Raw genomic sequence first — 20,383 nt, 5'->3', positions numbered from 1 at the left:
AATGCGCGGGCCAAAAGGTCCAGATCACATAAGCCAGAGTGCCTGGCTTCGTATGGGAGGCATTGATGAAACAGTGGGCCATTTTGTATCTGGACAAGGATGGTGTGCAGCAGCGCCGCGAGGCTGGTTTTGATGAGCGTCCCAGTGAGGAAGAGGCTGCGCGTTTCCTGCGCAAGGACCTTTACCCAATGACCGACGAGCTGGATCTCAATGATCTTGACGGGCGTACTGAGGAGCCTACCGTGAAGACGCTCAAGGACCATAACAGTGTGCAGATTATTTCCATTACAGAAGTTGCCTGATCTGCGCTGATTCAAAAACCTTTTCGTGGCAACCACTTGGCATCCGGCCCACGATGGGGCTACTCTGCAGATGAGGCTGTTCAGACGGCCTCTGACATCTCGATACCCGACCGGCGCCAAGCCTGGTCCGGTCAGCTACATGCTTGATTCCCCACGCCGGATTATCTGTCGTGAGGCGGCCCCCGAGGACTCGGCGGTCGCTCTGGAAGAGTTGAAACTCTATCTATCGTTGCATAGGAGGACGTTTCATGAGCACAGCCTATCAAGAGGACATCAGCAGTAACGTACTGCGCCGCATGAAAGAAGGCGGTTTTGACTTCGCGCGAATCTATCCCATCGAGTTCTACGCCATCTTCCCGGATGAGGAACGGGCACGGCAGGCCGCAGAGCAATTTCGCGGCGAATCCCTCAACACCCAGGTAAACGTACGTGATGACGGCCATTGGCACCTGCAATTGAGCAAAGTCATGTACGCGACCTATCACGGCATTGGTGACTTCGAACAGGACTTCCAGACGGTCATTTCACCTATGGACGGCGAAGTCGAGGGATGGGGCGTTACTCAGGAGATCAGAAGACTGCACGCTTGATGGCTGCGGATTGTCAGGCATACACCACCGGCTGATTCGGGACACGTTCCGGATCGGCCGGTTCTGTTTTCGGCCCGCGTTCATAAACAGTGGTCAAAAAAAAGCCACTCAAACGAGTGGCGCAAAGGGAAGTCTGTTTAAAATCCGCAGGCGTTCTTCATCTGCTGGACAAAATATCGGTTGCGGCAAAAAACGGCGTTTGGTGCCTGTTTGCTCGGTTGCTGTGGAGTGTGGCGAACTAATGCTGTTGGCGGAAATCAACTCTGACTATGCTGATCATAGATTTCACGGTTGAATGACGCTTCCGAATGAGGCGCAAAAGAATTGGCTTGGGCGTTTAGTGCACAGGAATGGTGCGTAGAGCGTCGAGTGTTTACCTAACCTTTTGAAATTAAAGCGTTTATGCCGGTGGCACGGGCTTTGCGATGGTCTTGGTGTCCATGGTGACAAGGAGTACGGCATGATCCGCACCTTTTATGACGAGATGTACGATGCGGGCGGCGTAGTCCGTCCGCACTATCGGGAGTTCGCCCGCTGGCTGGGTGATACGCCTCCCGAGCTTTTGGCTCAACGCAGGCGCGAAGCTGATCTGCTGTTTCACCGTGCCGGGATCACGTTCACACTCTATGGTGATGAGCAGGGCACCGAGCGGCTTATCCCTTTCGATACCATCCCGCGCAGCATCCCGGCCAGTGAATGGCGGGTTGTCGAGCGTGGCTGCATTCAGCGCGTCAAGGCGCTGAACATGTTTCTCGCGGATCTGTATCACGACCAGCGGATTATCAAGGCCGGGATCATTCCCGCCGAACAGGTGCTGGCCAACGAGCAGTACCAGTTGGCAATGCAGGGCCTGAATCTGCACCGCGATCTGTACTCGCATATTTCCGGCGTCGATCTGGTGCGCGACGGTGATGGCACGTATTACGTGCTGGAAGACAACCTGCGCACTCCGAGCGGCGTGAGCTACATGCTCGAAGACCGCAAGATGATGATGCGCCTGTTTCCGGAGCTGTTTTCCGCACAGCGCATTGCGCCGATCGACCACTACCCGAATCTGTTGCTCGACACGCTCAAGAGTTCCAGCCATCTGGACAACCCGAGTGTCGTGGTGCTGACGCCTGGCCGCTTCAACAGCGCCTTTTTCGAGCATGCGTTTCTGGCTCGCGAGATGGGCGTCGAACTGGTGGAAGGTGCCGACCTGTTTGTCCGTGATGACCGCGTGTTCATGCGCACCACCGACGGCCCGAAAGCCGTTGACGTGATCTATCGTCGCCTCGATGACGCATTCCTAGATCCGTTGGCCTTCAACCCTGATTCGATGCTGGGCGTCCCGGGGCTGCTGTCGGCCTATCGATCCGGCAACGTGGTGCTGGCCAATGCCATCGGTACCGGCGTCGCGGATGACAAGTCGGTTTACCCCTACGTCACCGACATGATTCGCTTCTATCTGGACGAAGAGCCGATTCTCAAAAACGTGCCGACCTGGCAGTGCCGCAAGCCGGAAGAGCTGTCACATGTGTTGGCCAACCTCGGCGATCTGGTCGTCAAGGAAACCCAGGGCTCCGGTGGCTACGGCATGCTGGTCGGCCCCGCAGCGACCGCCGCCGAGATCGAAGCCTTCCGGGCGCGCCTCAAGGCCAAGCCGCATGCGTACATCGCCCAACCCACCTTGTGCCTGTCGACCTGTCCAACCTTTGTCGAGAACGGCATCGCCCCGCGACATATCGATTTGCGCCCGTTTGTTCTGTCCGGTCGTGAAACCCGCGTTGTGCCTGGCGGGCTTACCCGAGTGGCCTTGCGTGAAGGCTCACTGGTGGTCAATTCGTCACAGGGTGGCGGAACCAAAGACACCTGGGTGGTCGAGGATTAAGGATGCCTGCCAATGTTAAGTAGAACTGCCTCTGATCTTTTCTGGATGTCGCGTTACCTGGAGCGAGCGGAGAACCTCGCCCGCATGCTGGACGTGAGCTATTCGCTGTCGCTGATGCCGCAGGACGGGCGGGGCGACGGGCTGGATGAAATAGCCATGCCGTTACTGATCACCGGAACGCTGGAAACCTATATCGAGCGTCATGGCGAGCTGCATGCCGAGCGCATGCTGCATTTCTTTGCCCTGGACGCCACCAACCCGGCCAGCATCTACAGCTGCCTGGGTGCAGCGAGGGCCAGTGCGCACGCGGTGCGCGGGCGTATCACCGCAGACATGTGGGAGAACATCAACTCCACCTGGCTGGAGATTCGCGGCATCGCCCAGCAGGGCCTGACCCGCTACGGCATGAGCCGTTTCTGTGAATGGGTCAAGGAGCGTTCGCACCTGTTCCGTGGCGCGACCTACGGCACCATCATGCGTAACGATGCGTTCCGTTTCATCCGTCTGGGCACGTTTATCGAGCGCGCCGACAACACCATGCGCATGCTCGATGCCCGCTATGAAATGCTTGAACTGCGTGGGCCACAGGCCAATGCTGCGGCAGACAACTCGGCGGCCGGTTATTACCAGTGGAGCGCCTTGCTGCGCGCACTGTCCTCGTTCGAGGCTTACACTGAAGTCTATCGGGATGCGCCAGGCGCGCGTCAGGTTGCTGAACTGTTGTTGCTGCGTGCTGACATTCCACGCTCGCTACGCGCGTGTCTGGAGGAGATGGACGTCATTCTGGCCAGTCTGCCGGGCGTCAATGGGCGACCCGCACAACGCATGGCTGCCGAGATGGATGCCAGATTGCGTTACACCAGCATCGACGAGATCCTGGCTGAAGGCCTGCACGAGTGGTTGAACGAATTCATTCCGCTGCTGGCCCAACTGGGTGATGCCATTCACACTTCGTACCTGGAGGCTGCATGAGACTTTCGATAAGCCATGAGACCACCTATCACTACGATGACCAGGTGCGCTCGAGTATCCAGTATCTGCGCCTGACGCCTCACGACAGTGAGCGCCAGCAAGTGCTCAGCTGGCAGCTGACGTTGCCACGTCCGGTGCGTGCGCAGATCGACCCCTTTGGCAATATCCTGCACGTCCTGAGCCTGGAAGAGCCGCACGAAGCAATCATCATCGGCGCGCGCGGGCAAGTGGAAATCGATGAAACCCGCGAGGCCGAGCACGAAAGCCCGTCGGCATTACCGTTTTTGCGCGTGACGCGACTGACCGAGCCTGACGAAGCGATTCGCAGTTTTGCGGCCATGGAGTGTCGCAAGCGGGCTGACCGCACAGGGTTGATCGACCTGATGCAGGCGCTCAACCAGCACATGACCTACACCCAGGGCGCGACCGAAGTGGACACCAGTGCCGCGCAGGCCTTCGCCGGACGCTCTGGCGTCTGTCAGGACCATACTCACGCGTTTCTGGCCTGTGCCCGCAGCCTTGGGGTGCCGGCCCGTTATGTTTCCGGTTATCTGTGCAGCGAAGACAGCGAGCATCTGTCCAGCCACGCCTGGGCCGAGGCCTGGATAGACGACGCCTGGTACAGTTTCGATGTCACCAATCAGTTGGCGATCCCCGAGCGCCATTTGAAACTGGCGGTAGGATTGGATTATCTGGACGCCTGTCCGGTGCGCGGCATGCGGCGCGGCGGCGGATCCGAGCAGATGCACGCCAAGGTCGTGGTGTCGCCCATGACCGGCACGCCAAAAGTGAAAACCCGCGTGCAGGTCCAGACGCAGCATCAGTAACCCGCAGCGGGTCTGCGCATCATGAAATGGCCGGGCTCAACTACCCGGCCATTGTTCATTCGGCAGGATCGTCGGTGATGTCGTAGAGCGCGTTGTGCAGCTCTTCATAGTTGCCGCCATTGATGACGCTGAAGTAGCCCGCAGCCCTGAGCTGTTCCTGAGCCTTGTCGGCCTTGCTGTCCGTGCTGCTGAAAATGACGAACACGGCATTGCGGTCGTTGAGCACCTGTTTCATCTGATTGACCAACCGTCGGTCATCGACGCGTACGGCGTTCAGTACCGTGCCTGCGTCATAGTCGGTCTGGCTACGTACATCCATTGCCAGTTTGCCTTCCTTCAACGCTGCCACGGCCGCAGCCTGATCGACCATCCCCGCGTGTGCTGCGAAGCTGCTGACAAGTGCCCAAACAGCAATCCATTGGCGCATAAACCCACCTCCCTCAGTGCGAATGGAAAGAGTGGCACAGTTGAACATAGTTCGAAAGCGCGTGGATCAGCCAAACAATCGATTCAGGTTAGGCACGATCAATAACAGCGCAGTGGTAAAGAGGATCAATCCCGCCTGACGTACTTTGGAGTGCTTGAACTTGAACATGGCTGACCGCCTTTTGTTGTTATTCCTGAGCGACAGAAGCAGGCCGATCCGCAAAACGGATCATCGACTGCTGGCAAGGTTGCGCATTGAACAGGTGGGTCCGGTCATTCGACCGCTGGCCCGAGCGCTGAAAGGATTTTGCGCGCTTCCTGTTACAGATCTAACCATAGAGCCGAGGTGCCCTGGAGTTTAGAACTGTTGGGAATCTAAAATTGCTTATCTAGAAGCGAAGGCTATTATCGGAAGGGGCGCTGAATCAACAGGCCTTTTCTAGACGCTTCGTCTTTGCCCGTCAGCTTTGCACCGTTCGTCCGGGACAGATTTTTCCTACATGGAATAAACGTCTGAAACGGGCCGGGGCGCTGCTTGATTTGCCGAGGTCTTCAAGGCAGGCTCTGCCGGTGCGCTACTGCCTCATTACTGCTTCAGGGTCCCTTTTATGTCTTTACGCATCTGTATTCTGGAAACCGACAATCTGCGACCTGAACTGGTCGAGCAATATCACGGGTATGGGCGGATGTTCGAATTACTCTTCGCTCGCCAGCCCATCGCCGCAGAGCTGACGGTTTACAACGTTGTGCAGGGCGACTATCCACCTGCAGACGAGCAGTTCGATGCTTACCTGGTGACCGGCAGCAAGGCCGACTCATTTGGCACCGACCCCTGGATTCAGACCTTGAAGGTCTATCTGCTGGAACTGTATCAGCGCGGCGAAAAACTGCTGGGCATCTGCTTCGGTCACCAGTTGCTGGCCTTGCTGCTGGGCGGCAGGACCGAGCGTGCCGTGCAGGGGTGGGGCGTCGGGATTCACCATTATCAACTTGCCCCCGCCAGGCCGTGGATGACACCGGCGATGGACACGCTCACGCTGCTGATCAGTCATCAGGATCAGGTCACCGCGCTGCCCGAGAACGCCACGGTCATTGCGTCCAGCGAGTTCTGCCCGTTTGCGGCTTACCATATCAATGATCAGGTGCTGTGTTTCCAGGGGCATCCCGAGTTCATTCATGATTTTTCACGCACCTTGCTTGACCTTCGTCAGGAAGCGCTGGGCGAGCAGATTTACAAGCAGGGTGTGGCCAGCCTTGACCACGACCATCATGGCGCGACAGTGGCGGAATGGATGATGCGCTTTGTGGCGCACAAACCGGAAAAACAGTCAGTCTGACCCGGCGCATGGCCCATCGTCATGCTTTCGCCGGACTGTTTGAATGAGGTTGCAGTGGCGGGTTTATAGCCAGCCGGAGCGCTTGAAGCTGGCGAACAGTGCCGTACACCCGCCCAGAATGACGCCCAGCACGATGAAGTAGCCGTATTCCCACTTGAGTTCAGGCATGTTCTCGAAATTCATGCCGTAGATGCCGGCAATCGCTGTCGGGAACGCCAGAATCGCTGCCCAACCGGCGAACTTGCGTTGCACGATGCTCTGCCGCGAAGACTCCAGCAGCAGGCCGATTTCGATCGTCTGGCTGGCGATGTCACACAGGTTGCCCAGGTCTTCCATCTGGCGCTTGACGTGAATTTCGACATCGCGAAAGTAGGGGCGCATGTTTTTGTCGATGAACGGAAAACTCAGTCTCTGCAATTCTTCGCCCACTTCCACCATGGGTGCCACGTAGCGACGCATGCGTAACAGGTCGCGGCGCAGGGCATGAATGTGCTGGATGTCGGACTCGCGCAACGAGCCACCGATGACGCTCTGCTCCAGTTGCTCAAGCTCGGCGTGAATGGCTTCGGTCACCGGCTGATAGTTCTCGGTCACGAAGTCCAGAAGCGCGTAGAGCACGAAGTCTTCGCCGTGCTCCAGCAGCAGTGGTCTGGCCTCGCAACGCTGACGCACCAGTCCGTAGGACTTGGAGTGGCCGTTGCGCGAGGTGATGACGTAGCCCTTGCCGGCGAAGATATGGGTTTCGATGAATAGCAGCTTGCCGTTGTCGCGTACGGGGGCGTAAGTCACGATGAACAGTGCATCGCCAAAGGTTTCCAGCTTCGGACGGCTATGCACCTCCAGCGCGTCTTCAAGGGCCAGCTCATGCAGATTGAACTGCTCCTTGAGGCTGGTCAGCTCCGCGTTGGTGGGCTGCTCCAGTCCTATCCAGACGAAGTGATCGGGCTTGGCTGCCCAGGCGGCGCCCTCATCGAGGGTGATATCACGGACTTTTTTACCCTTGCTGTACACCGCTGCTGCAACAACTCGACCCATGGTGCTATCGCTTCTTCAATTTGTCAGTGGCGCAAAAACATGCGCGGTCGCTGATCAGATTGATCAAATGCGTATGAGTTCGCCGATAAACGAAAGCCCGTTGGCGCGGGCTTCGGTCGAGCCTCAGAGCATGTGCTGCCGATCCTGTTCGATCGCTGCCTCCAGCGTGTCGAGCAAGGCCTTTCTGACCTTGAGTTTGGTCTTCCTGTGCGCGCTCATGTTGATCTTCTTCAATTGCCCGGCGACGGCCAGCGCGGTGCTCTGCAGCTCCTCGACGCTGACCACGCGGTCGAGGAAACCGGCGGCCATCGCTGCTTCAGGGTCGAACATCTCGGCGTTGATCACTGAGCGATTGAACGCCGATTTGCGCAGGCGATCGCGCGCCAGCTCTATACCGGCATGGTGCATGGTCATGCCGATCTGCACTTCGTTCAGACCGATACTGAATGGCCCGGCGACACCGATTCGATAATCGGCGGACAGCAGCAGAAAGGCGCCCTTGGCAACCGCGTGGCCGGGGCAGGCGACGATGATCGGGAAGGGGTGCGACAGCATGCGCCGCGCCAGCGTCGAGCCCTGTGCGACCAGCTCGATCGCGGCCTCGGGGCTGGAGGTCATGACCTTGAGGTCGTAACCGCCCGACAGAATGCCCGGCTGGCCGGTGAGAATAACGATGGCCCGATCTTTTTCGGCCTGGTCCAGCGCGGCGTTGAACGCAACGATCACGTCCGGGGAAATGGCATTGACCTTGCCGTTGTTCAGGGTCAGCGTGGCGACACCGTCGTCCAGATGGTATGAGACCAGATCACTCATGACGTGATTCCTTTATTGAAGTGAGCAGACGTTACTCATCCATAGGGAGCAGGTAAAGCGCTGACTGCCGGGTCACTGAATGGCGTGCCGATCAATGGCGGATTCAGCGCCGACTGCGCTCTGCGTCATGGCTGGATATCGTTGAATCCGCAATATTCTTCCCAGTCCATCCCCAGCGCTTCGGCGACCTGGCGGTGTGCTTCCAGACGCATGCTCTGCAACTGTTCGGGCGACTCGGCAATCAGTTCCAGTGCCAGCTCCCAGGTTTCGATACCCTGGCTCTCGGCCTCGTCTTCGAACGCCCACTGCACTTGCTGCTTTTGCTCCTTGGGGCTCAACGCGCTGATCTCATCCTTCAGGGTCGGATGGGTCGCGAGGTATTTCGCCAGCGCGGCCTCGTTCCACTCAAGCGTATTCATGTGGTTTTTCCTCAAACGTTTCGATAGCCAGGCTGTCTCTTGGAGTAGCCCGGCAAGACGGCGTGATTGTGAGGGAGGTGGCCTTTGGTGTCAGCACTTGCAAGCGGCTGTCCGCACGAATTTATCGATCACTTGAAGAGGAGCCTGTCGTTATGATCAAAGTCAGCGTGCTGTATGCGTATGAAGAGGGTGCCCGTTTCGACCACGATTACTATCGTGACAAACACATGCCGCTGGTGCAGGAGCTGATGGGCACGTACTGCAAGGGTTACAGCGTGGACCGAGGCATAGGCGGGGCAACGCCAGGCTCGGACCCCGTGTATATAGGCATGTGCCACATTTATTGTGATTCCATTGAAGACTTTGAAGCCGGCATGGGTCCGCATTCAAAACAGATCAATGCCGATATCATCAACTACACCGACCTGATCCCTGAAATTCAGATCAGCGAAGTGCGCGCCGATGTGAAAAACGTTCTGTAAGTTATCGAGCGCTGTCCTGAAGGGCCGGCCGTTTTTTCGAGGACATTCCACCCGACGGATCGAAACACTGACTGTCGTAATGCGGGCTTTGGCACTGCGAGGGGACGTTCGGGGGAGGCGGGCGGTTTCGCTGGAAGGCCTTGTAGCGCTCGGTCTCGATCACCTGCACCCGAGTGCGACCGCCGACCTTCAGGTATTCGGTCGCCTTGAGGTTGGTCTTGTGAACATAGTCCAACGGCTCGTCGTCCCATCGCATGTATGGCGGCCCCTGGCGTTGCAATACGCTTTGCGCGCTTCCATCGCAGGGGATGGATGCATAACTCACCTTGCCCTGAGGTGATGTGCATTTGAAGATCTCGCCGTATGTTGCGCCACTGCCCAGCAAAGCGAACATCGACAGCGTTATTGAAAGCCTTTTCATGATGTACTCCCGGCAGACGCAAGCATGGCGCAAGGCTACCATTTGCTCTTTGCCGCTGCCATATCCCTCTGCCAGGTCCGTTCGTCAGACACATCGCACGGCTGTGTCCACAGGCTCTCTGACTATCAGGTCCTGAATTTAACAAACGGAGGCGCACATGACCGGCACCCAGCCAGGCAGCAGCAACGGAAACAACAACGATCAGGGTTTCGACGAGAAGTCGCCGGACGCCAAAGACCCGCAGATCGACCCTACCGAGCCTGCAAAGACTCCTGCGACCGAAAAAGGCAGCAAGGATGATTACCCGCCTTACACACCGGACAAGTAACTGACAGATTGCCCTCGGTGAGTACCGGGGGCGATTTATAGCCGAACCTCGCTTTACCCCCTCGTACTACTTGTTGGCATCCAGGTATTCCAGCAGATCTTCCATTCGCTCATCGTTACCCATCCACCAAAGCTTCATGCGAGTGCCGGGGACAACTTCGCTCGGGTCCTTGATATACGTGCGCAACTCTTCGCGCGTCCAGACCAGCCCCGAGTTCTTCATCGCGTCGGTGTAAACGTAGCCTTCCTGTTGCCCCGCCTGACGACCAATGATGCCGTTGAGGGGCGGGCCAAATGCGCTGCGTGTAGAAGGGCCGATCTTGTGACAGCCGGAGCATAGGCGGGTGAAGACTGCTTTCCCGGCCTCTGCATCACCCGCGCCTTGAGCAAGCGCAGGCAGGGCCAGTGCCAAGAGGAGTAATGCGGTTTTTTTCATCGGTCATCCACAGCGCGTTCGGCCTTTTGCTCAAAAGTGGCAAATGTTAGCGCAATTATCGCGGGATCACTTGCTGGCCGGTATCTGGCTCGACAGTTCGTCGAAGTCACGCTTGTAACTCGCCATCTCGGCTGCGCTGACAAAGCTCTGCTCAAGAACCAGTTTCTTCGCTCCGGCTTCGATGGTCTCCAGCTGGTGAAGAAAGCGCTTTTTCTTTCTGGCTTCCATCCGTGTGCCAGCCTCATCGATAGCCGTGCGTAGCTCAGTTGCTCGCTGGTTTACGAAGTCCTGGCCTCGACGATCAACGGTGAGCCCGTCGTTTTCGACATAGCCCTCCAGCCCGGTTTTCTTCAACACCAGCCAAAGCGCCTGATCCGGCGTGAACGTACCCTTGAATTTCTTGACCTTTCTGCTGCTGTCCGCGCCCAGATCGACCTTCACCGGGCAGCCGGATCGATGCGCCAGTTGCTGCAAGGCCTCGTCCAGACGTTGCGAAGGCATGTCATACGCCACCGGCGTCATCTGACACGCAGCGAACGCGGGAGCAGCCGCCAGACACGCAACGGCGAGGAGCAGTTTTTTCAGGGTGTTTTTCATGATTGCAGGGTTTCATCCGGGAGGTAGGGCTTGGAAATCGTTTTCTGCATGATGTTCCCTGTCTGCCCGACGCTTGCTTGAGCAGTCGTGTCCCTGATGTCTCTTGACCCATGCCAGACGCTGCATGCTCAAATCGCAGACAAAGAAAAGCCCGCGATGGGGGGTAGCGGGCTTAAGGTCTTGCTGGGAATTGAGTTAACAATAAACCCGCGAACGTGAAAAAAGCGTGAACTGCCAGATACAATTTACAAACAATTCAAATCACGGCTCGCCGTCCCAGTAATCGAGGTTTTCCGTGGTCCGCTGGTTGGCGGTGAACACTCGGGTCCCTTGAACCGAAACCATCGCCTGGTACTTGCCCGAGTCCGGGTACTCACACACTTCGGGCGTTTCCCGGGTGCTGATCGACAGGTACTTCAGCGGCGCCTGTGAGGTATTGATGATCTGGTGCGGGTAATCGGCACCCGCGGGGATAAATACGATGTCACCCGTTCTGATCGGCAGCATCTCGCCCGCAACACGCAAACTGCCTTCGCCCTCGATGATCACGAACATCTCTTCCTGCGCATGTTGAAAATGATAAGGGCACGAGCGCTTGCCCGGCGCGACGACATCAATCGAGGCCCCGAGCTTTTGTGCCGCCGTGCCTGTGCCCAGGCGGGCTGCCGAGCTTTCATAGAGCGGTTCACGAACTTCATGTTCGAGGTGAGCCTCATTGAAATTGCGAATCAGACGAGACGCCAGTTCACGTGCGCGTTCATTCATGTCGGTCGACGCTCGATGAGTTCAGAAGAGGGTACTTTAGACCAGAGCGCGTGAGGTGTTGCAGGCAGTTACCTCGATCAGGAAAAAACAGCCCCAGGCAGCCGCCACAAAAAGCCCGTCGCGCCGCATGCATCCGTTGCGCAACTCGGAAACCTATTCACCTGAAACTCGTCTACACTTCAAATCACGATTTGGCCCCTACCAGAGGACGCACCATGTTTTCAAAACCCGACATTCAGCGCGTTCTTGAGACAGCTTTTCTGCCTTCAAGGTGTGAGTGCGTTGTAGCGCCAAATGAAACCTTCTCGGTGAAGCTTCTCCATCCCGAGTCAGGTGATATCCAGCTCTACGTAACGGGGCTGTCCCTGTCCGAGGTAGACAGCAGCCGATCCATCGCACGGCTGGTGCTTTCGCTGAGAGAACAACGAGACCTGATGGGGTTGATGGATTTGTCCCTGAGGAGGATGGCGTAGGGGCTGGGCTCGTATGTTGATTGCGTTGTATCAGTGATGACCAGAAAGCATCTTTCAGGGTGAAGTTACCTTCAACCCTGACAAGGCTCTTTACTCGCAGTGGGTAGCGGTGGGCAAATGCATAGGCAGTCACTCCGACCGAATGCCCAACAGGACTCACTGCTCATTCATTGAGCTCGGCTTCGACGCATTTCGTGTATTCGTCTGACCTGTTCCTGAATATTGATATTCCCTACAGGCGTATCTTGGTGGTTTCAATAGCCGTAAAGGTCAGGTGCAAGGAAGGCCGATCACCGATCTGTCTATGAATCTCGGGATCATTCAATGTACCGATAAGCCACTCCTTGGGTATCGTCGTTCCGCGCATGCTTGCTTCGATCTTCTGATGATCTCAACCCTATATTCATTCAGATCACGAAAGTTCTTGATCGTCCAAGCATGCGAAGGCACTTTCATGCCGTTCTCTTTCAAAGTTTTAGGGATCAGATTGCCGTTGGGTCGCGGTATGACCGACGACACGATAACTCCAGAATACTTCGCCCGACGCCTCTTGAATGCCGGGGTCGTCAGGTCGGGCGTCGGTGATGAGCTTTTGTGAGCCAGCGGGCCTGTGCTCCTGAGGTCCGATCCATGACAGACAGTGAAGAAGATTCTCTGGCCAATAGGACTCTGTGATTCGTTACAGGGTGTACTATCGAAGACTACCCATCAGAAATCAGCTAGCCATGTCCGCGCTAAACGAAGAGAGCCGCCAGATCGTAGCTGCTCTGGCGTACCGGGTTGGCCCGAATGCTGATACTGCAAGCATCGCGCAAGCGACGGTCTCGATTTTGGAGGCTATGCACGCAGCACTTACCCCCATCATTGGTCAGCAGGGGGTCGCGGCGCTTCATCGACGCAGCCTTCATCTCTGCGCCTCCCGCCAGCCGCACCTGGCCCACATATCCGATCGTGTGCAAACCGCGCCGGATCTGAACACGCTTAATTCTGAACTCGTTACAGAAAGCGAAGCAGACGCCTTTGTTGTTTGGTGAAGTGATGCTGACCACCTTCTACGAACTGCTCACTAAGCTGATCGGGCCCTCGCTCACCGCACGTTTGCTTCGTGATGTGTGGAAACCTTCTTTGAGCGACACATCTGCGCAGGAAAATTCGCCATGAACACCAAAGTGACTATCAACCGCTTGGCCACTGGGGTGCCAGGACTGGACGAGGTACTGGGCGGGGGATTGCCGGAGTTTTCGTTCAATCTTATCGCCGGCCCGCCTGGCTGTGGCAAAACCACTCTGGCGCACCAAATGATGTTCGCCCTGGCAACGCCCGAGCGTCCGGCATTGTTCTTCACCGTGCTCGGCGAACCTCCGTTGAAGATGCTGCGTTATCAACAGCAATTTGACTTTTTCGACGACGAAGCCATCAACCAGTCGATCCGTTACATCAACCTGGCCAGTGACACTCTGGCGGGGGATCTGGATGAAGTATTACGCCGAATCGTCGCTGAGGTAGAGGCATACTCTCCGGCGCTGGTGTTCGTCGACTCGTTTCGCTCAGTGGTGCTGGCGAGCCAGACCCAGGACAACCCCAATAACAATTTGCCGCAGTTCGTTCAGCAACTGGGCATGTTGATGACCACTTGGCAAGCAACGACCTTCCTGATTGGCGAATACTTCAACGAAACTGACACCAACCCGATTTTCACCGTGGCCGACGGTCTGATCTGGTTGCGCCAGAGCGTGCAGCGCAACTCCATGGTGCGCAAAATGGAAATCATGAAGATGCGCGGCCAGCCGACGCTGCCGGGACTGCACACCTTTCGTATCGCCACCTCAGGCATAAAGGTTTTCGCACCGGCGCCCATCAGCCATGTTGACCTGCCCGTGACGTTTCCGATACAGCGCCTGAAAATGGGTGTGCCACAACTTGACGAGATGCTCGGGGGTGGCTTGCCCCGTGGTTACTCCCTATTGGTGGCAGGCCCATCAGGGTCGGGCAAAAGCATTCTCGCTGCGACGTTCCTGGCGGAGGGAGCGCGCAATGGCGAGACCGGCGTGATCGCGGTATTCGAGCAACGCCCCAACCACTCCCAGAATGCCACTCTCGCGGGCTTGATCAAGGATGGAACAGTCAGTCTGGTCGATAGCCGCGCGCCGGATTTGTCCATTGACGAAATCGTCCAGTTGCTGTTGCACGAGATCGGCCGACTAAATGCCACACGCGTCGTGATCGACTCCCTGTCAGGCTTCGAACTAGCCCTGGCCCCGACGTTCCGCGAGGATTTCCGTGAGTCGCTGTCGCGCATGGTCACGGCGCTCACCAGTGCAGGCGTCAGCGTATTAATGACCTCCGAGCTGGAAGACCGTTACACCGATCTGCGCTTCAGTCCCTACGGTACGGCATTTCTGACCGACGCAATCATTGTCCAGCGCTACATTGAGGTTGAGAGCCGTTTGTTGCGAATCATGGCTGTGGTCAAGGTGCGGGCCAGTGCTCACTCCGATGAACTAAGGTTGTACTGTATCGACGATGATGGCTTGCAGATTGGAGACATGTTGCCGAATAAGGAAGGCTTGCTAGGGGGGCGCCCGACCCAACAGCGTATGGTCACATTCGAAGGATGAGCGAAATATCATGAGCGAGGGCAACGGCAAGAATGCGCAAGCCACGGCGGCCGCAGCACGCGAACTGTTCCTTCTCGGCCAGAAAACGGTCGCAGCGCGTGCGGCGCTGGCAGCGGTTCATAAGGAACTCAACCAGACCAATGCCAAACTCGTCGATAATCGCCACGTCGAGCAATTGATCGAGGCCAACCAGCAGTTGGTACTGTCAATTCTAGCCGCGCAATCGGATGTGGAAAATCCGGAAAGCGCGCAGACAGAACAGAACATGTACCTCGAGATGCGCGAGGCAAACGAGCAATTGGTAATAGCCGCGCTTAGCGCACGAGACCTCCAGGTTGCAGCGGAACATGCGCTGGATCAGCAACGCAACTTTCTGAACCAGGTGGCCCACGAACTCCGAAATCCACTGACGCCCATCAGCATGATTGCTGGCAGGCTGGTATGTGTGCCTAGCGAAGAATTACCCCGTATGCAGATGTTGATTGAGGGGCAGGTGAAGCAGATGTCCCGATTGGTCGAAGATTTGCTCGACATCGCCCGCGCCAGCACCGGTAAATTTCGCCTTGATTGCCACATTGTCGATATGGCTCAAACAATCCATGAGGCAATAGAGATCTGCACCCCGATCATGGTCGCTCATAACCTGCATTTCAGTTCGCAACTGCAGGAGTGCACGATGATGGTTAAGGGCGATTCTGCTCGCCTTGCTCAAATCCTTGGCAATCTGCTGAGCAACGCAGCGAAGTATACTCCTGCCGGTGGTACGGTCACTCTGACCGCGACAACTCAAGCCGAACACCTGGAAATACTTATCCGCGATACCGGTATTGGTATAACTGCTGGCGCGCTGCCATTTATTTTCGAGCCCTTTGTACAGGATGTTCACGCGGTGGGGTTCAACGGTGCAGGCCTGGGCATTGGTCTGACGGTCGTGCGTGAGTTGATCGAAGCCCATGGCGGTACGGTGACTGGTACTAGTGAGGGAGAAGGTAAGGGGAGCGAGTTTATAATGAAACTACCCTTGGCGAGCCATTGACGGCGTCCAGACGCAAAACAGGCTTTCCGTGCGGTACATGCACCCACTGTTTCGACTGCGCTTCGGTATTTACTCCCTCATATCAACCTGGATTCAGCGCCTGCAATGCCCTGAATTTCTGTGCTAATGCTTGTTAATGCTCACTGACGATCGTGCCTTAGTGTTGCATCTGTAGAACGCTAATTATCCTCTCCCGTCCGGACATGTGAATCGTTCCTGATTGTGTAAAGCAATCAGGCATTGATAATGAACAGATTCGCCGCGAGCCCGTGCCGTTGATGCCACAGATGCCCAATCCGCCCGCTCAAACCCGACTGAACTGTGAAGCCCTCCCGAGGCCTGAACTTAACACCCCTTGAAGGAGCTACCCCCATGAACAGCGATCAATTCAATCAATACGACGCCGAGCGCCTTCACCAGCGAGTAGCGGCCGAACTGGGCATTACGGCCGAAGAGCTGACCACCTGGATGATCAACGATATCGAGCGCGTGACCGAGGGCGGCAAGGACGTCGGGCACATGGTGGTCTTTCGCGAGTCGACCCCTGCGGAGGTTCTCGACAAGGTTCAGCACAAGCAAAGCCATTTCACGGCCATGACCGGTGTGATCGATCTGAGCTAAGTGCAGCGGGCTTTGATGTCAAAGCCCGCAGACTCAATAATCTGCCCCCGTGCCTGCGCCTGTAACGATCGCAATCCCGGAACTGGTGCCCAGGCGTGTTGCGCCGGCTTCAATCATCGCTCTGGCCGTGGCCACGTCACGCACACCGCCAGACGCCTTGACGCCGATGTCAGGGCCGACCACCCGGCGCATCAGCGCCACATCCTCGAGCGTCGCGCCACTGCGGCTGAAGCCGGTGGAGGTCTTGACGAATGCCACGCCCAAGTCGCGACAGATCTCGCAGGCGCGGACTTTCTGCGCTTCATCGAGCAGGCAGGTTTCCAGGATCACTTTGAGCGGCACCTTGCCACAGGCCTGCAACACCGCGGCGATATCGTCGCGGACCTCATCGAACAGGCCGTCCTTGAGCCAGCCGATGTTCAGCACCATGTCGATTTCCTGAGCGCCGGCAGCGATCGTCAGGGCTGCTTCCGACGCCTTGCTGGCACTCAGCCCGGCGCCCAGCGGAAAGCCCACCACCGCACAGACCTTCACGGCAGAGCCCGCCAGTTGTCGAGCGGCAAAAGGCACTTGGCTGGAGTTCACGCACACCGAGTAGAAACCGTGCTCCCGGGCTTCGGCGCAAAGTGTTGCAATCTGCTCTCGGCTGGCATCCGCCGCCAACAAGGTGTGATCGATGGCCTGGGCCAGTGCAGCGGGTTCGAGTGAATTCATCAAGGGATTCCTGTCATCAGTAAAAACACTTGGGTGGATACCCATAAGTTAAAAAATTAACACTTGGTGTTACTCTAGCGACACCTCCAACGGATTGCCGGGATGCCCATGGACGTCAAGAAAAACGACCGCATCAAACAGATTCAACAGGCCCTGCAAGATCAGAAAGCAATCCATCTGCGGGAGATGGCGGCGCTGCTCGATGTGTCCGAAATGACCTTGCGCCGTGACCTCAGCCGGCACCCCGAGCAGTTACGGCTGCTGGGCGGCTACATCACCCGCGCCCATGATGATCCTGAACCGGGGGATTACCGGGTCAGCGAGCAGGACACCCGTCATGTCGAGGAGAAGCGCCGCATCGGCAAGCTGGCCGCCACCTTCATCCGGCCTGGCGACACGGTGTTTTTCGACTGTGGCACGACGATCCCCTTCGTGGTCGATTTCATCCCCGACGAGCTGGAGTTCACCGCGGTGTGCAACTCGCTCAACGTGCTGCTCAAGCTGCAACAGAAACCCAACTGCAGCATCGTCCTGTGCGGCGGCATGTTCCACCGCAAGAACCAGGTGTTCGAGAGCCATGCCGAAACCAGCATCCTCGATGGCGTGCGCCTGACCTGGGCCTTTGTTTCGGCGGCCGGGGTCAGCCTGGACTGTGGTGTCACCTGCTTCAACTTCCACGAAGTGGAGGTCAAGCAGAAGGTCATGCGCCAGGCCCGGCAAAGCCTGCTGCTGGCCGATCACTCCAAATTCGACGCCGTACGCACTGCGCACTTCGGTGCCTTGAGCGATTTCCATTGCGTGGTCAGCGATAAGAAAATCCCGCGTAGCTACCGCGAGGCCATCGAGGCTGGCGGGGCGCAGCTTGTAATCTAGAAGCATCACGGTTGCAGCGCCCGGCGTTCGGCTGCGTTCAGGTAACCGGTGGTCAGGCTGAACTCGGCGCTGGCACCGGGCGCGAGGCTGCGCACGTTGCCTTTGGCGAGTTCGGCGCGGTAGCCCTCCGGTTCACAGGTAGCCGGCAAGATGAAGGCCGCCACCTGCTGATCGGTGTTATGCAGGATCCAGCGCGCAGCATGTTCAAATTGCCGGGGGCTGTAGCGGGTGTAGAACGCTGCGCCGTCGGGATGATCAAGGAAGAAGTGCGCCTGCCCCTGAGCGTCGCTGCGCACGTCGTCGAAGAAGCAGACGATTTCCGGGTCATACAGCGCGGGCGAGTCGAGCACCTTGAGGCGGGTCGGGTCCTCGCTCAGTTCTGCTATATAGGCGCTCCAGGTCGGCGTCGGCCGCACATGGGCCGGCACGCTGGCACGCACCCGTGTGCGCTCGCAGCCCAGGGGCTGGGTGAGGCGGGCGCCGTCGACGTAGGCGTAGTTCATGTGCGCCATGTACATCAGGTCCATGGGCTTGCCGGCCAGATTGACCACCTGCATGCCGATCTCGAACAGCCCGCTGGCCGGGCGCAGGGTCACGCTCGGGCTGGCTCGGTAATGGTCGCCAAAGCCCTGCACGTATTCACAAGTGCCGCCAAGTCGCAGATACGCACCGTGCTCGTCTTCGCCTGCCTGCAGCCAGGCATCGTCCATCGGCGCGCAGGGCATTTCGCCGTGCAGCGCATGGTCATCCTCGGGCCCCGGGCAACCGTTGCGCAGCAGGCCGCTGTGAAACATGAAACAGCCGTAGGTGCCGATAACACTGGCACTGGGCCGCGGCTGGGTGAACATATTGAGCATGGTCAAATCAATGCCGTCGAATTCGGCCGACCAGATCATTTGCCCCTGCCAGGGCAGGATCACCAGCTTGCCGCGGCTGTTTTCCAGTGACAGCGCCTTGATCCCGCTGGGGTAGGTCCAGGCACGCACGCTGAAATTCTCGGATTCGAGCAGCAGCCGGCTGGTCTGGTCCCAGAGCTGGGGGTAGAGCGGCAGGCGCAACGCTTCGCCACTCATTGCGCCACCGCCGTGGCCGAACCACCCAGCACCGGTTGCGGCTGACGCATGCAGTACACTGCGTACATCACGATGGCCACGAAGCACAGCAGCGGCACGCTATAGGCAATCTGCATGTTGCCGCCATTGGCGTCGCTGAGCAGGCCCTGGAAAATCGGCATCACGCCACCGCCAACGATGCTCATCACCAGCAACGAGCCGCCAACACCGGTGTCCTCGCCGAGCCCGTCAATGGTCAGACCATAGATGGTCGGCCAGCAAGGCCCGAGAAACACACTGACCCCCACGGCGGCATACACCGCAGTGATATTCGGCACCAGGATGGTGTAGGCCAGCAGCGCGATGCACAGCACGCCATACACCGCGAGAACTTTGGCCGGGTGCATTTTGCGCATCAACAGGTTGGCGATCATCTTGCCGATGAAATAGGCGGCAAAGGTGGTCAGCAGAAACCACGAGGCACTGCGCTCGTTCATGCCGCCCATTTGCATGGCCAGGCGAATGGTGAAGCTCCACACCCCGACCTGCGCGCCCACGTAGAGGAACTGCGCCAGTACACCGAAGCAGAAGCGCGGATTGCGACGCAGGCGGCCGAGGCTCTGGCCGATGCTCGAACGCGATTCGCTGACGGTGCCGTTGCCCTTGCACGCGGGGAAGCGGGTGATGGCGATCAGGATGAACATCAATATGAGTACCGCGATCATCCATTTGTACGGCAGCAGGGTCGACTGGATCATTTGCAATTGCTGCGCTGCTGCCTCGCTGGCGCTCATCTGGGCCAACTGTTCGCTGGTGGCGTCGGTGTCCTTGAACATCACGAAGCTGCCGACGTATACCCCGGTCATTGCGCCGAACGGGTGGAAGGTCTGCGAGATGTTCAGGCGCCGTGTGCCGGTTTCCCGTGGCCCCATCAGTGTCGAATAGGTGTTGCACGCGGTCTCGAGAAACGACAGGCCGGCGGCGATGACGAACAGTGCCATCAGGAACATGCCGTACTTGGCGGTCGACGCCGCCGGAAAGAATAGGGCACAGCCGAACAGGTACAGCATCAGGCCGATGAGGATGGTGGTCTTGTAGCTGAAGCGGCGCACCACCAGTGCCGCCGGAATGGCGACGAAAAAGTAGCCCAGGTAGAACGCCGACTGGACGAAAGCGGTCTGGAAGTCGCTGAGCAGGAAGGCCTTCTTGAAGTGCGCGATCAGCACGTCGTTCATGCTCGCGGCCGCCGCCCACAGGGCGAAGATGCTGCAGAGCAGGAGGAAGGCGAACCACGGCGTACGGTTCAGGTAGAACCCGTCCGGGGTTTGTTGCAGCGCAGGCTTATTCATTATTGTTCTCCGCGAGATGCTGGTGAGT

Annotated in this window: 25 protein-coding genes; 14 read left to right on the top strand and 11 right to left on the bottom strand. The window is 57.9% G+C overall.

Features of this window, described 5'->3' with window-relative positions:
- Window positions 1–65: 65 nt before the first annotated feature.
- The 5 genes from PCPL58_RS19575 to PCPL58_RS19555 all read left to right on the top strand — a co-directional run bounded on the left by PCPL58_RS19575 (window position 66) and on the right by PCPL58_RS19555 (window position 4,561).
- The gene (locus tag PCPL58_RS19575) at window positions 66–302 is read left to right on the top strand and encodes a hypothetical protein (RefSeq protein ID WP_003436696.1); all 237 of its coding nucleotides are present in this window, start codon (window positions 66–68) and stop codon (window positions 300–302) included.
- 248 nt (window positions 303–550) lie between these two features.
- Window positions 551–892, top strand: coding sequence for a ribonuclease E inhibitor RraB (locus PCPL58_RS19570; RefSeq protein WP_003371555.1), 342 nt, complete (start codon window positions 551–553; stop codon window positions 890–892).
- 460 nt (window positions 893–1,352) lie between these two features.
- Window positions 1,353–2,762, top strand: coding sequence for a circularly permuted type 2 ATP-grasp protein (locus tag PCPL58_RS19565; protein WP_003371557.1), 1,410 nt, complete (start codon window positions 1,353–1,355; stop codon window positions 2,760–2,762).
- Window positions 2,763–2,774: 12 nt separating this feature from the next.
- Window positions 2,775–3,734 carry an alpha-E domain-containing protein gene (locus PCPL58_RS19560; RefSeq protein WP_003371559.1) on the top strand — a complete coding sequence of 320 codons (960 nt, stop codon included), beginning with the start codon at window positions 2,775–2,777 and terminating at the stop codon, window positions 3,732–3,734.
- Window positions 3,731–4,561, top strand: coding sequence for a transglutaminase family protein (locus PCPL58_RS19555; protein WP_065350224.1), 831 nt, complete (start codon window positions 3,731–3,733; stop codon window positions 4,559–4,561). Before PCPL58_RS19560 ends, PCPL58_RS19555 begins: the two co-directional genes overlap by 4 nt.
- A gap of 55 nt (window positions 4,562–4,616) precedes the next feature.
- On the opposite strand, the gene PCPL58_RS19550 is transcribed toward PCPL58_RS19555, so the two are convergent.
- Window positions 4,617–4,988: a rhodanese-like domain-containing protein gene (locus PCPL58_RS19550; protein WP_005731508.1), complete on the bottom strand. Its 372-nt coding sequence runs from the start codon at window positions 4,986–4,988 to the stop codon at window positions 4,617–4,619.
- 607 nt (window positions 4,989–5,595) lie between these two features.
- Between PCPL58_RS19550 and PCPL58_RS19545 the strand changes: the two genes are divergently transcribed.
- Complete coding sequence (locus PCPL58_RS19545; RefSeq protein ID WP_003436690.1) at window positions 5,596–6,324, top strand: amidotransferase; 729 nt, start codon at window positions 5,596–5,598, stop codon at window positions 6,322–6,324.
- A gap of 63 nt (window positions 6,325–6,387) precedes the next feature.
- Here PCPL58_RS19545 and PCPL58_RS19540 read toward each other — a convergent pair whose 3' ends face one another.
- From PCPL58_RS19540 to PCPL58_RS19530, 3 genes are all read right to left on the bottom strand, one after another.
- The gene (locus PCPL58_RS19540) at window positions 6,388–7,359 is read right to left on the bottom strand and encodes a magnesium and cobalt transport protein CorA (RefSeq protein WP_003371567.1); all 972 of its coding nucleotides are present in this window, start codon (window positions 7,357–7,359) and stop codon (window positions 6,388–6,390) included.
- A 123-nt stretch (window positions 7,360–7,482) separates the two neighbouring features.
- The gene (locus tag PCPL58_RS19535; protein ID WP_003371569.1) at window positions 7,483–8,172 is read right to left on the bottom strand and encodes a crotonase/enoyl-CoA hydratase family protein; all 690 of its coding nucleotides are present in this window, start codon (window positions 8,170–8,172) and stop codon (window positions 7,483–7,485) included.
- A 125-nt stretch (window positions 8,173–8,297) separates the two neighbouring features.
- A complete protein-coding gene (locus tag PCPL58_RS19530) occupies window positions 8,298–8,591 on the bottom strand; it encodes a DUF6388 family protein (RefSeq protein ID WP_003405751.1) in 294 nt (97 codons plus the stop codon).
- Window positions 8,592–8,743: 152 nt separating this feature from the next.
- On the opposite strand from PCPL58_RS19530, the gene PCPL58_RS19525 reads away from it, so the two are divergent.
- Entirely contained in the window at window positions 8,744–9,073 is a 330-nt protein-coding gene (locus tag PCPL58_RS19525) for an EthD family reductase (protein WP_003371573.1), read from the top strand.
- A 1-nt stretch (window position 9,074) separates the two neighbouring features.
- Here the strand turns inward: PCPL58_RS19525 and PCPL58_RS19520 are convergent, their stop codons facing one another.
- Window positions 9,075–9,494, bottom strand: coding sequence for a DUF4124 domain-containing protein (locus PCPL58_RS19520; RefSeq protein ID WP_065351083.1), 420 nt, complete (start codon window positions 9,492–9,494; stop codon window positions 9,075–9,077).
- Window positions 9,495–9,651: 157 nt separating this feature from the next.
- Between PCPL58_RS19520 and PCPL58_RS31560 the strand changes: the two genes are divergently transcribed.
- Window positions 9,652–9,822 (top strand): DUF6021 family protein, encoded by a 171-nt coding sequence (locus PCPL58_RS31560; protein WP_003371575.1) that lies wholly within the window; start codon window positions 9,652–9,654, stop codon window positions 9,820–9,822.
- Between the two features lie 66 nt (window positions 9,823–9,888).
- On the opposite strand, the gene PCPL58_RS19510 is transcribed toward PCPL58_RS31560, so the two are convergent.
- The 3 genes from PCPL58_RS19510 to PCPL58_RS19500 all read right to left on the bottom strand — a co-directional run bounded on the left by PCPL58_RS19510 (window position 9,889) and on the right by PCPL58_RS19500 (window position 11,619).
- Window positions 9,889–10,257 carry a c-type cytochrome gene (locus PCPL58_RS19510; protein WP_065350223.1) on the bottom strand — a complete coding sequence of 123 codons (369 nt, stop codon included), beginning with the start codon at window positions 10,255–10,257 and terminating at the stop codon, window positions 9,889–9,891.
- 66 nt (window positions 10,258–10,323) lie between these two features.
- Entirely contained in the window at window positions 10,324–10,854 is a 531-nt protein-coding gene (locus PCPL58_RS19505; RefSeq protein WP_003436676.1) for a hypothetical protein, read from the bottom strand.
- Window positions 10,855–11,115: 261 nt separating this feature from the next.
- The gene (locus tag PCPL58_RS19500) at window positions 11,116–11,619 is read right to left on the bottom strand and encodes a cupin domain-containing protein (RefSeq protein ID WP_065350222.1); all 504 of its coding nucleotides are present in this window, start codon (window positions 11,617–11,619) and stop codon (window positions 11,116–11,118) included.
- A 215-nt stretch (window positions 11,620–11,834) separates the two neighbouring features.
- Here PCPL58_RS19500 and PCPL58_RS19495 point away from each other — a divergent pair, with 215 nt between their 5' ends.
- The 5 genes from PCPL58_RS19495 to PCPL58_RS19470 all read left to right on the top strand — a co-directional run bounded on the left by PCPL58_RS19495 (window position 11,835) and on the right by PCPL58_RS19470 (window position 16,367).
- The gene (locus PCPL58_RS19495; RefSeq protein WP_065350221.1) at window positions 11,835–12,092 is read left to right on the top strand and encodes a DUF1652 domain-containing protein; all 258 of its coding nucleotides are present in this window, start codon (window positions 11,835–11,837) and stop codon (window positions 12,090–12,092) included.
- Window positions 12,093–12,817: 725 nt separating this feature from the next.
- The gene (locus tag PCPL58_RS19485; protein ID WP_232002826.1) at window positions 12,818–13,126 is read left to right on the top strand and encodes a hypothetical protein; all 309 of its coding nucleotides are present in this window, start codon (window positions 12,818–12,820) and stop codon (window positions 13,124–13,126) included.
- A gap of 123 nt (window positions 13,127–13,249) precedes the next feature.
- On the top strand, window positions 13,250–14,710 hold the full coding sequence (locus PCPL58_RS19480; protein ID WP_065350219.1) for an ATPase domain-containing protein: 1,461 nt from the start codon (window positions 13,250–13,252) through the stop codon (window positions 14,708–14,710).
- Window positions 14,711–14,720: 10 nt separating this feature from the next.
- Complete coding sequence (locus tag PCPL58_RS19475) at window positions 14,721–15,746, top strand: sensor histidine kinase (RefSeq protein ID WP_065350218.1); 1,026 nt, start codon at window positions 14,721–14,723, stop codon at window positions 15,744–15,746.
- A gap of 372 nt (window positions 15,747–16,118) precedes the next feature.
- Window positions 16,119–16,367: a hypothetical protein gene (locus tag PCPL58_RS19470; RefSeq protein WP_065350217.1), complete on the top strand. Its 249-nt coding sequence runs from the start codon at window positions 16,119–16,121 to the stop codon at window positions 16,365–16,367.
- Window positions 16,368–16,400: 33 nt separating this feature from the next.
- Here the strand turns inward: PCPL58_RS19470 and deoC are convergent, their stop codons facing one another.
- On the bottom strand, window positions 16,401–17,081 hold the full coding sequence (gene deoC / locus PCPL58_RS19465; protein WP_065350216.1) for a deoxyribose-phosphate aldolase: 681 nt from the start codon (window positions 17,079–17,081) through the stop codon (window positions 16,401–16,403).
- A 108-nt stretch (window positions 17,082–17,189) separates the two neighbouring features.
- On the opposite strand from deoC, the gene deoR reads away from it, so the two are divergent.
- A complete protein-coding gene (gene deoR, locus PCPL58_RS19460; protein ID WP_042931039.1) occupies window positions 17,190–17,954 on the top strand; it encodes a DNA-binding transcriptional repressor DeoR in 765 nt (254 codons plus the stop codon).
- Between the two features lie 5 nt (window positions 17,955–17,959).
- Here the strand turns inward: deoR and PCPL58_RS19455 are convergent, their stop codons facing one another.
- Together PCPL58_RS19455 and fucP are read right to left on the bottom strand one after the other, a co-directional pair.
- Window positions 17,960–19,027 carry an aldose 1-epimerase family protein gene (locus PCPL58_RS19455; RefSeq protein ID WP_065350215.1) on the bottom strand — a complete coding sequence of 356 codons (1,068 nt, stop codon included), beginning with the start codon at window positions 19,025–19,027 and terminating at the stop codon, window positions 17,960–17,962.
- Window positions 19,024–20,355, bottom strand: a complete 1,332-nt coding sequence (gene fucP, locus PCPL58_RS19450) for an L-fucose:H+ symporter permease (RefSeq protein ID WP_058396584.1) — start codon at window positions 20,353–20,355, stop codon at window positions 19,024–19,026. Before fucP ends, PCPL58_RS19455 begins: the two co-directional genes overlap by 4 nt.
- Window positions 20,356–20,383: the final 28 nt, after the last annotated feature.

Origin of the sequence: Pseudomonas cerasi (assembly GCF_900074915.1) — a bacterium.
Classification (GTDB): domain Bacteria; phylum Pseudomonadota; class Gammaproteobacteria; order Pseudomonadales; family Pseudomonadaceae; genus Aquipseudomonas; species Aquipseudomonas cerasi.
Note: the sequence above shows the minus strand (reverse complement) of the source record. Positions and strands in the feature narration are given on the sequence as shown.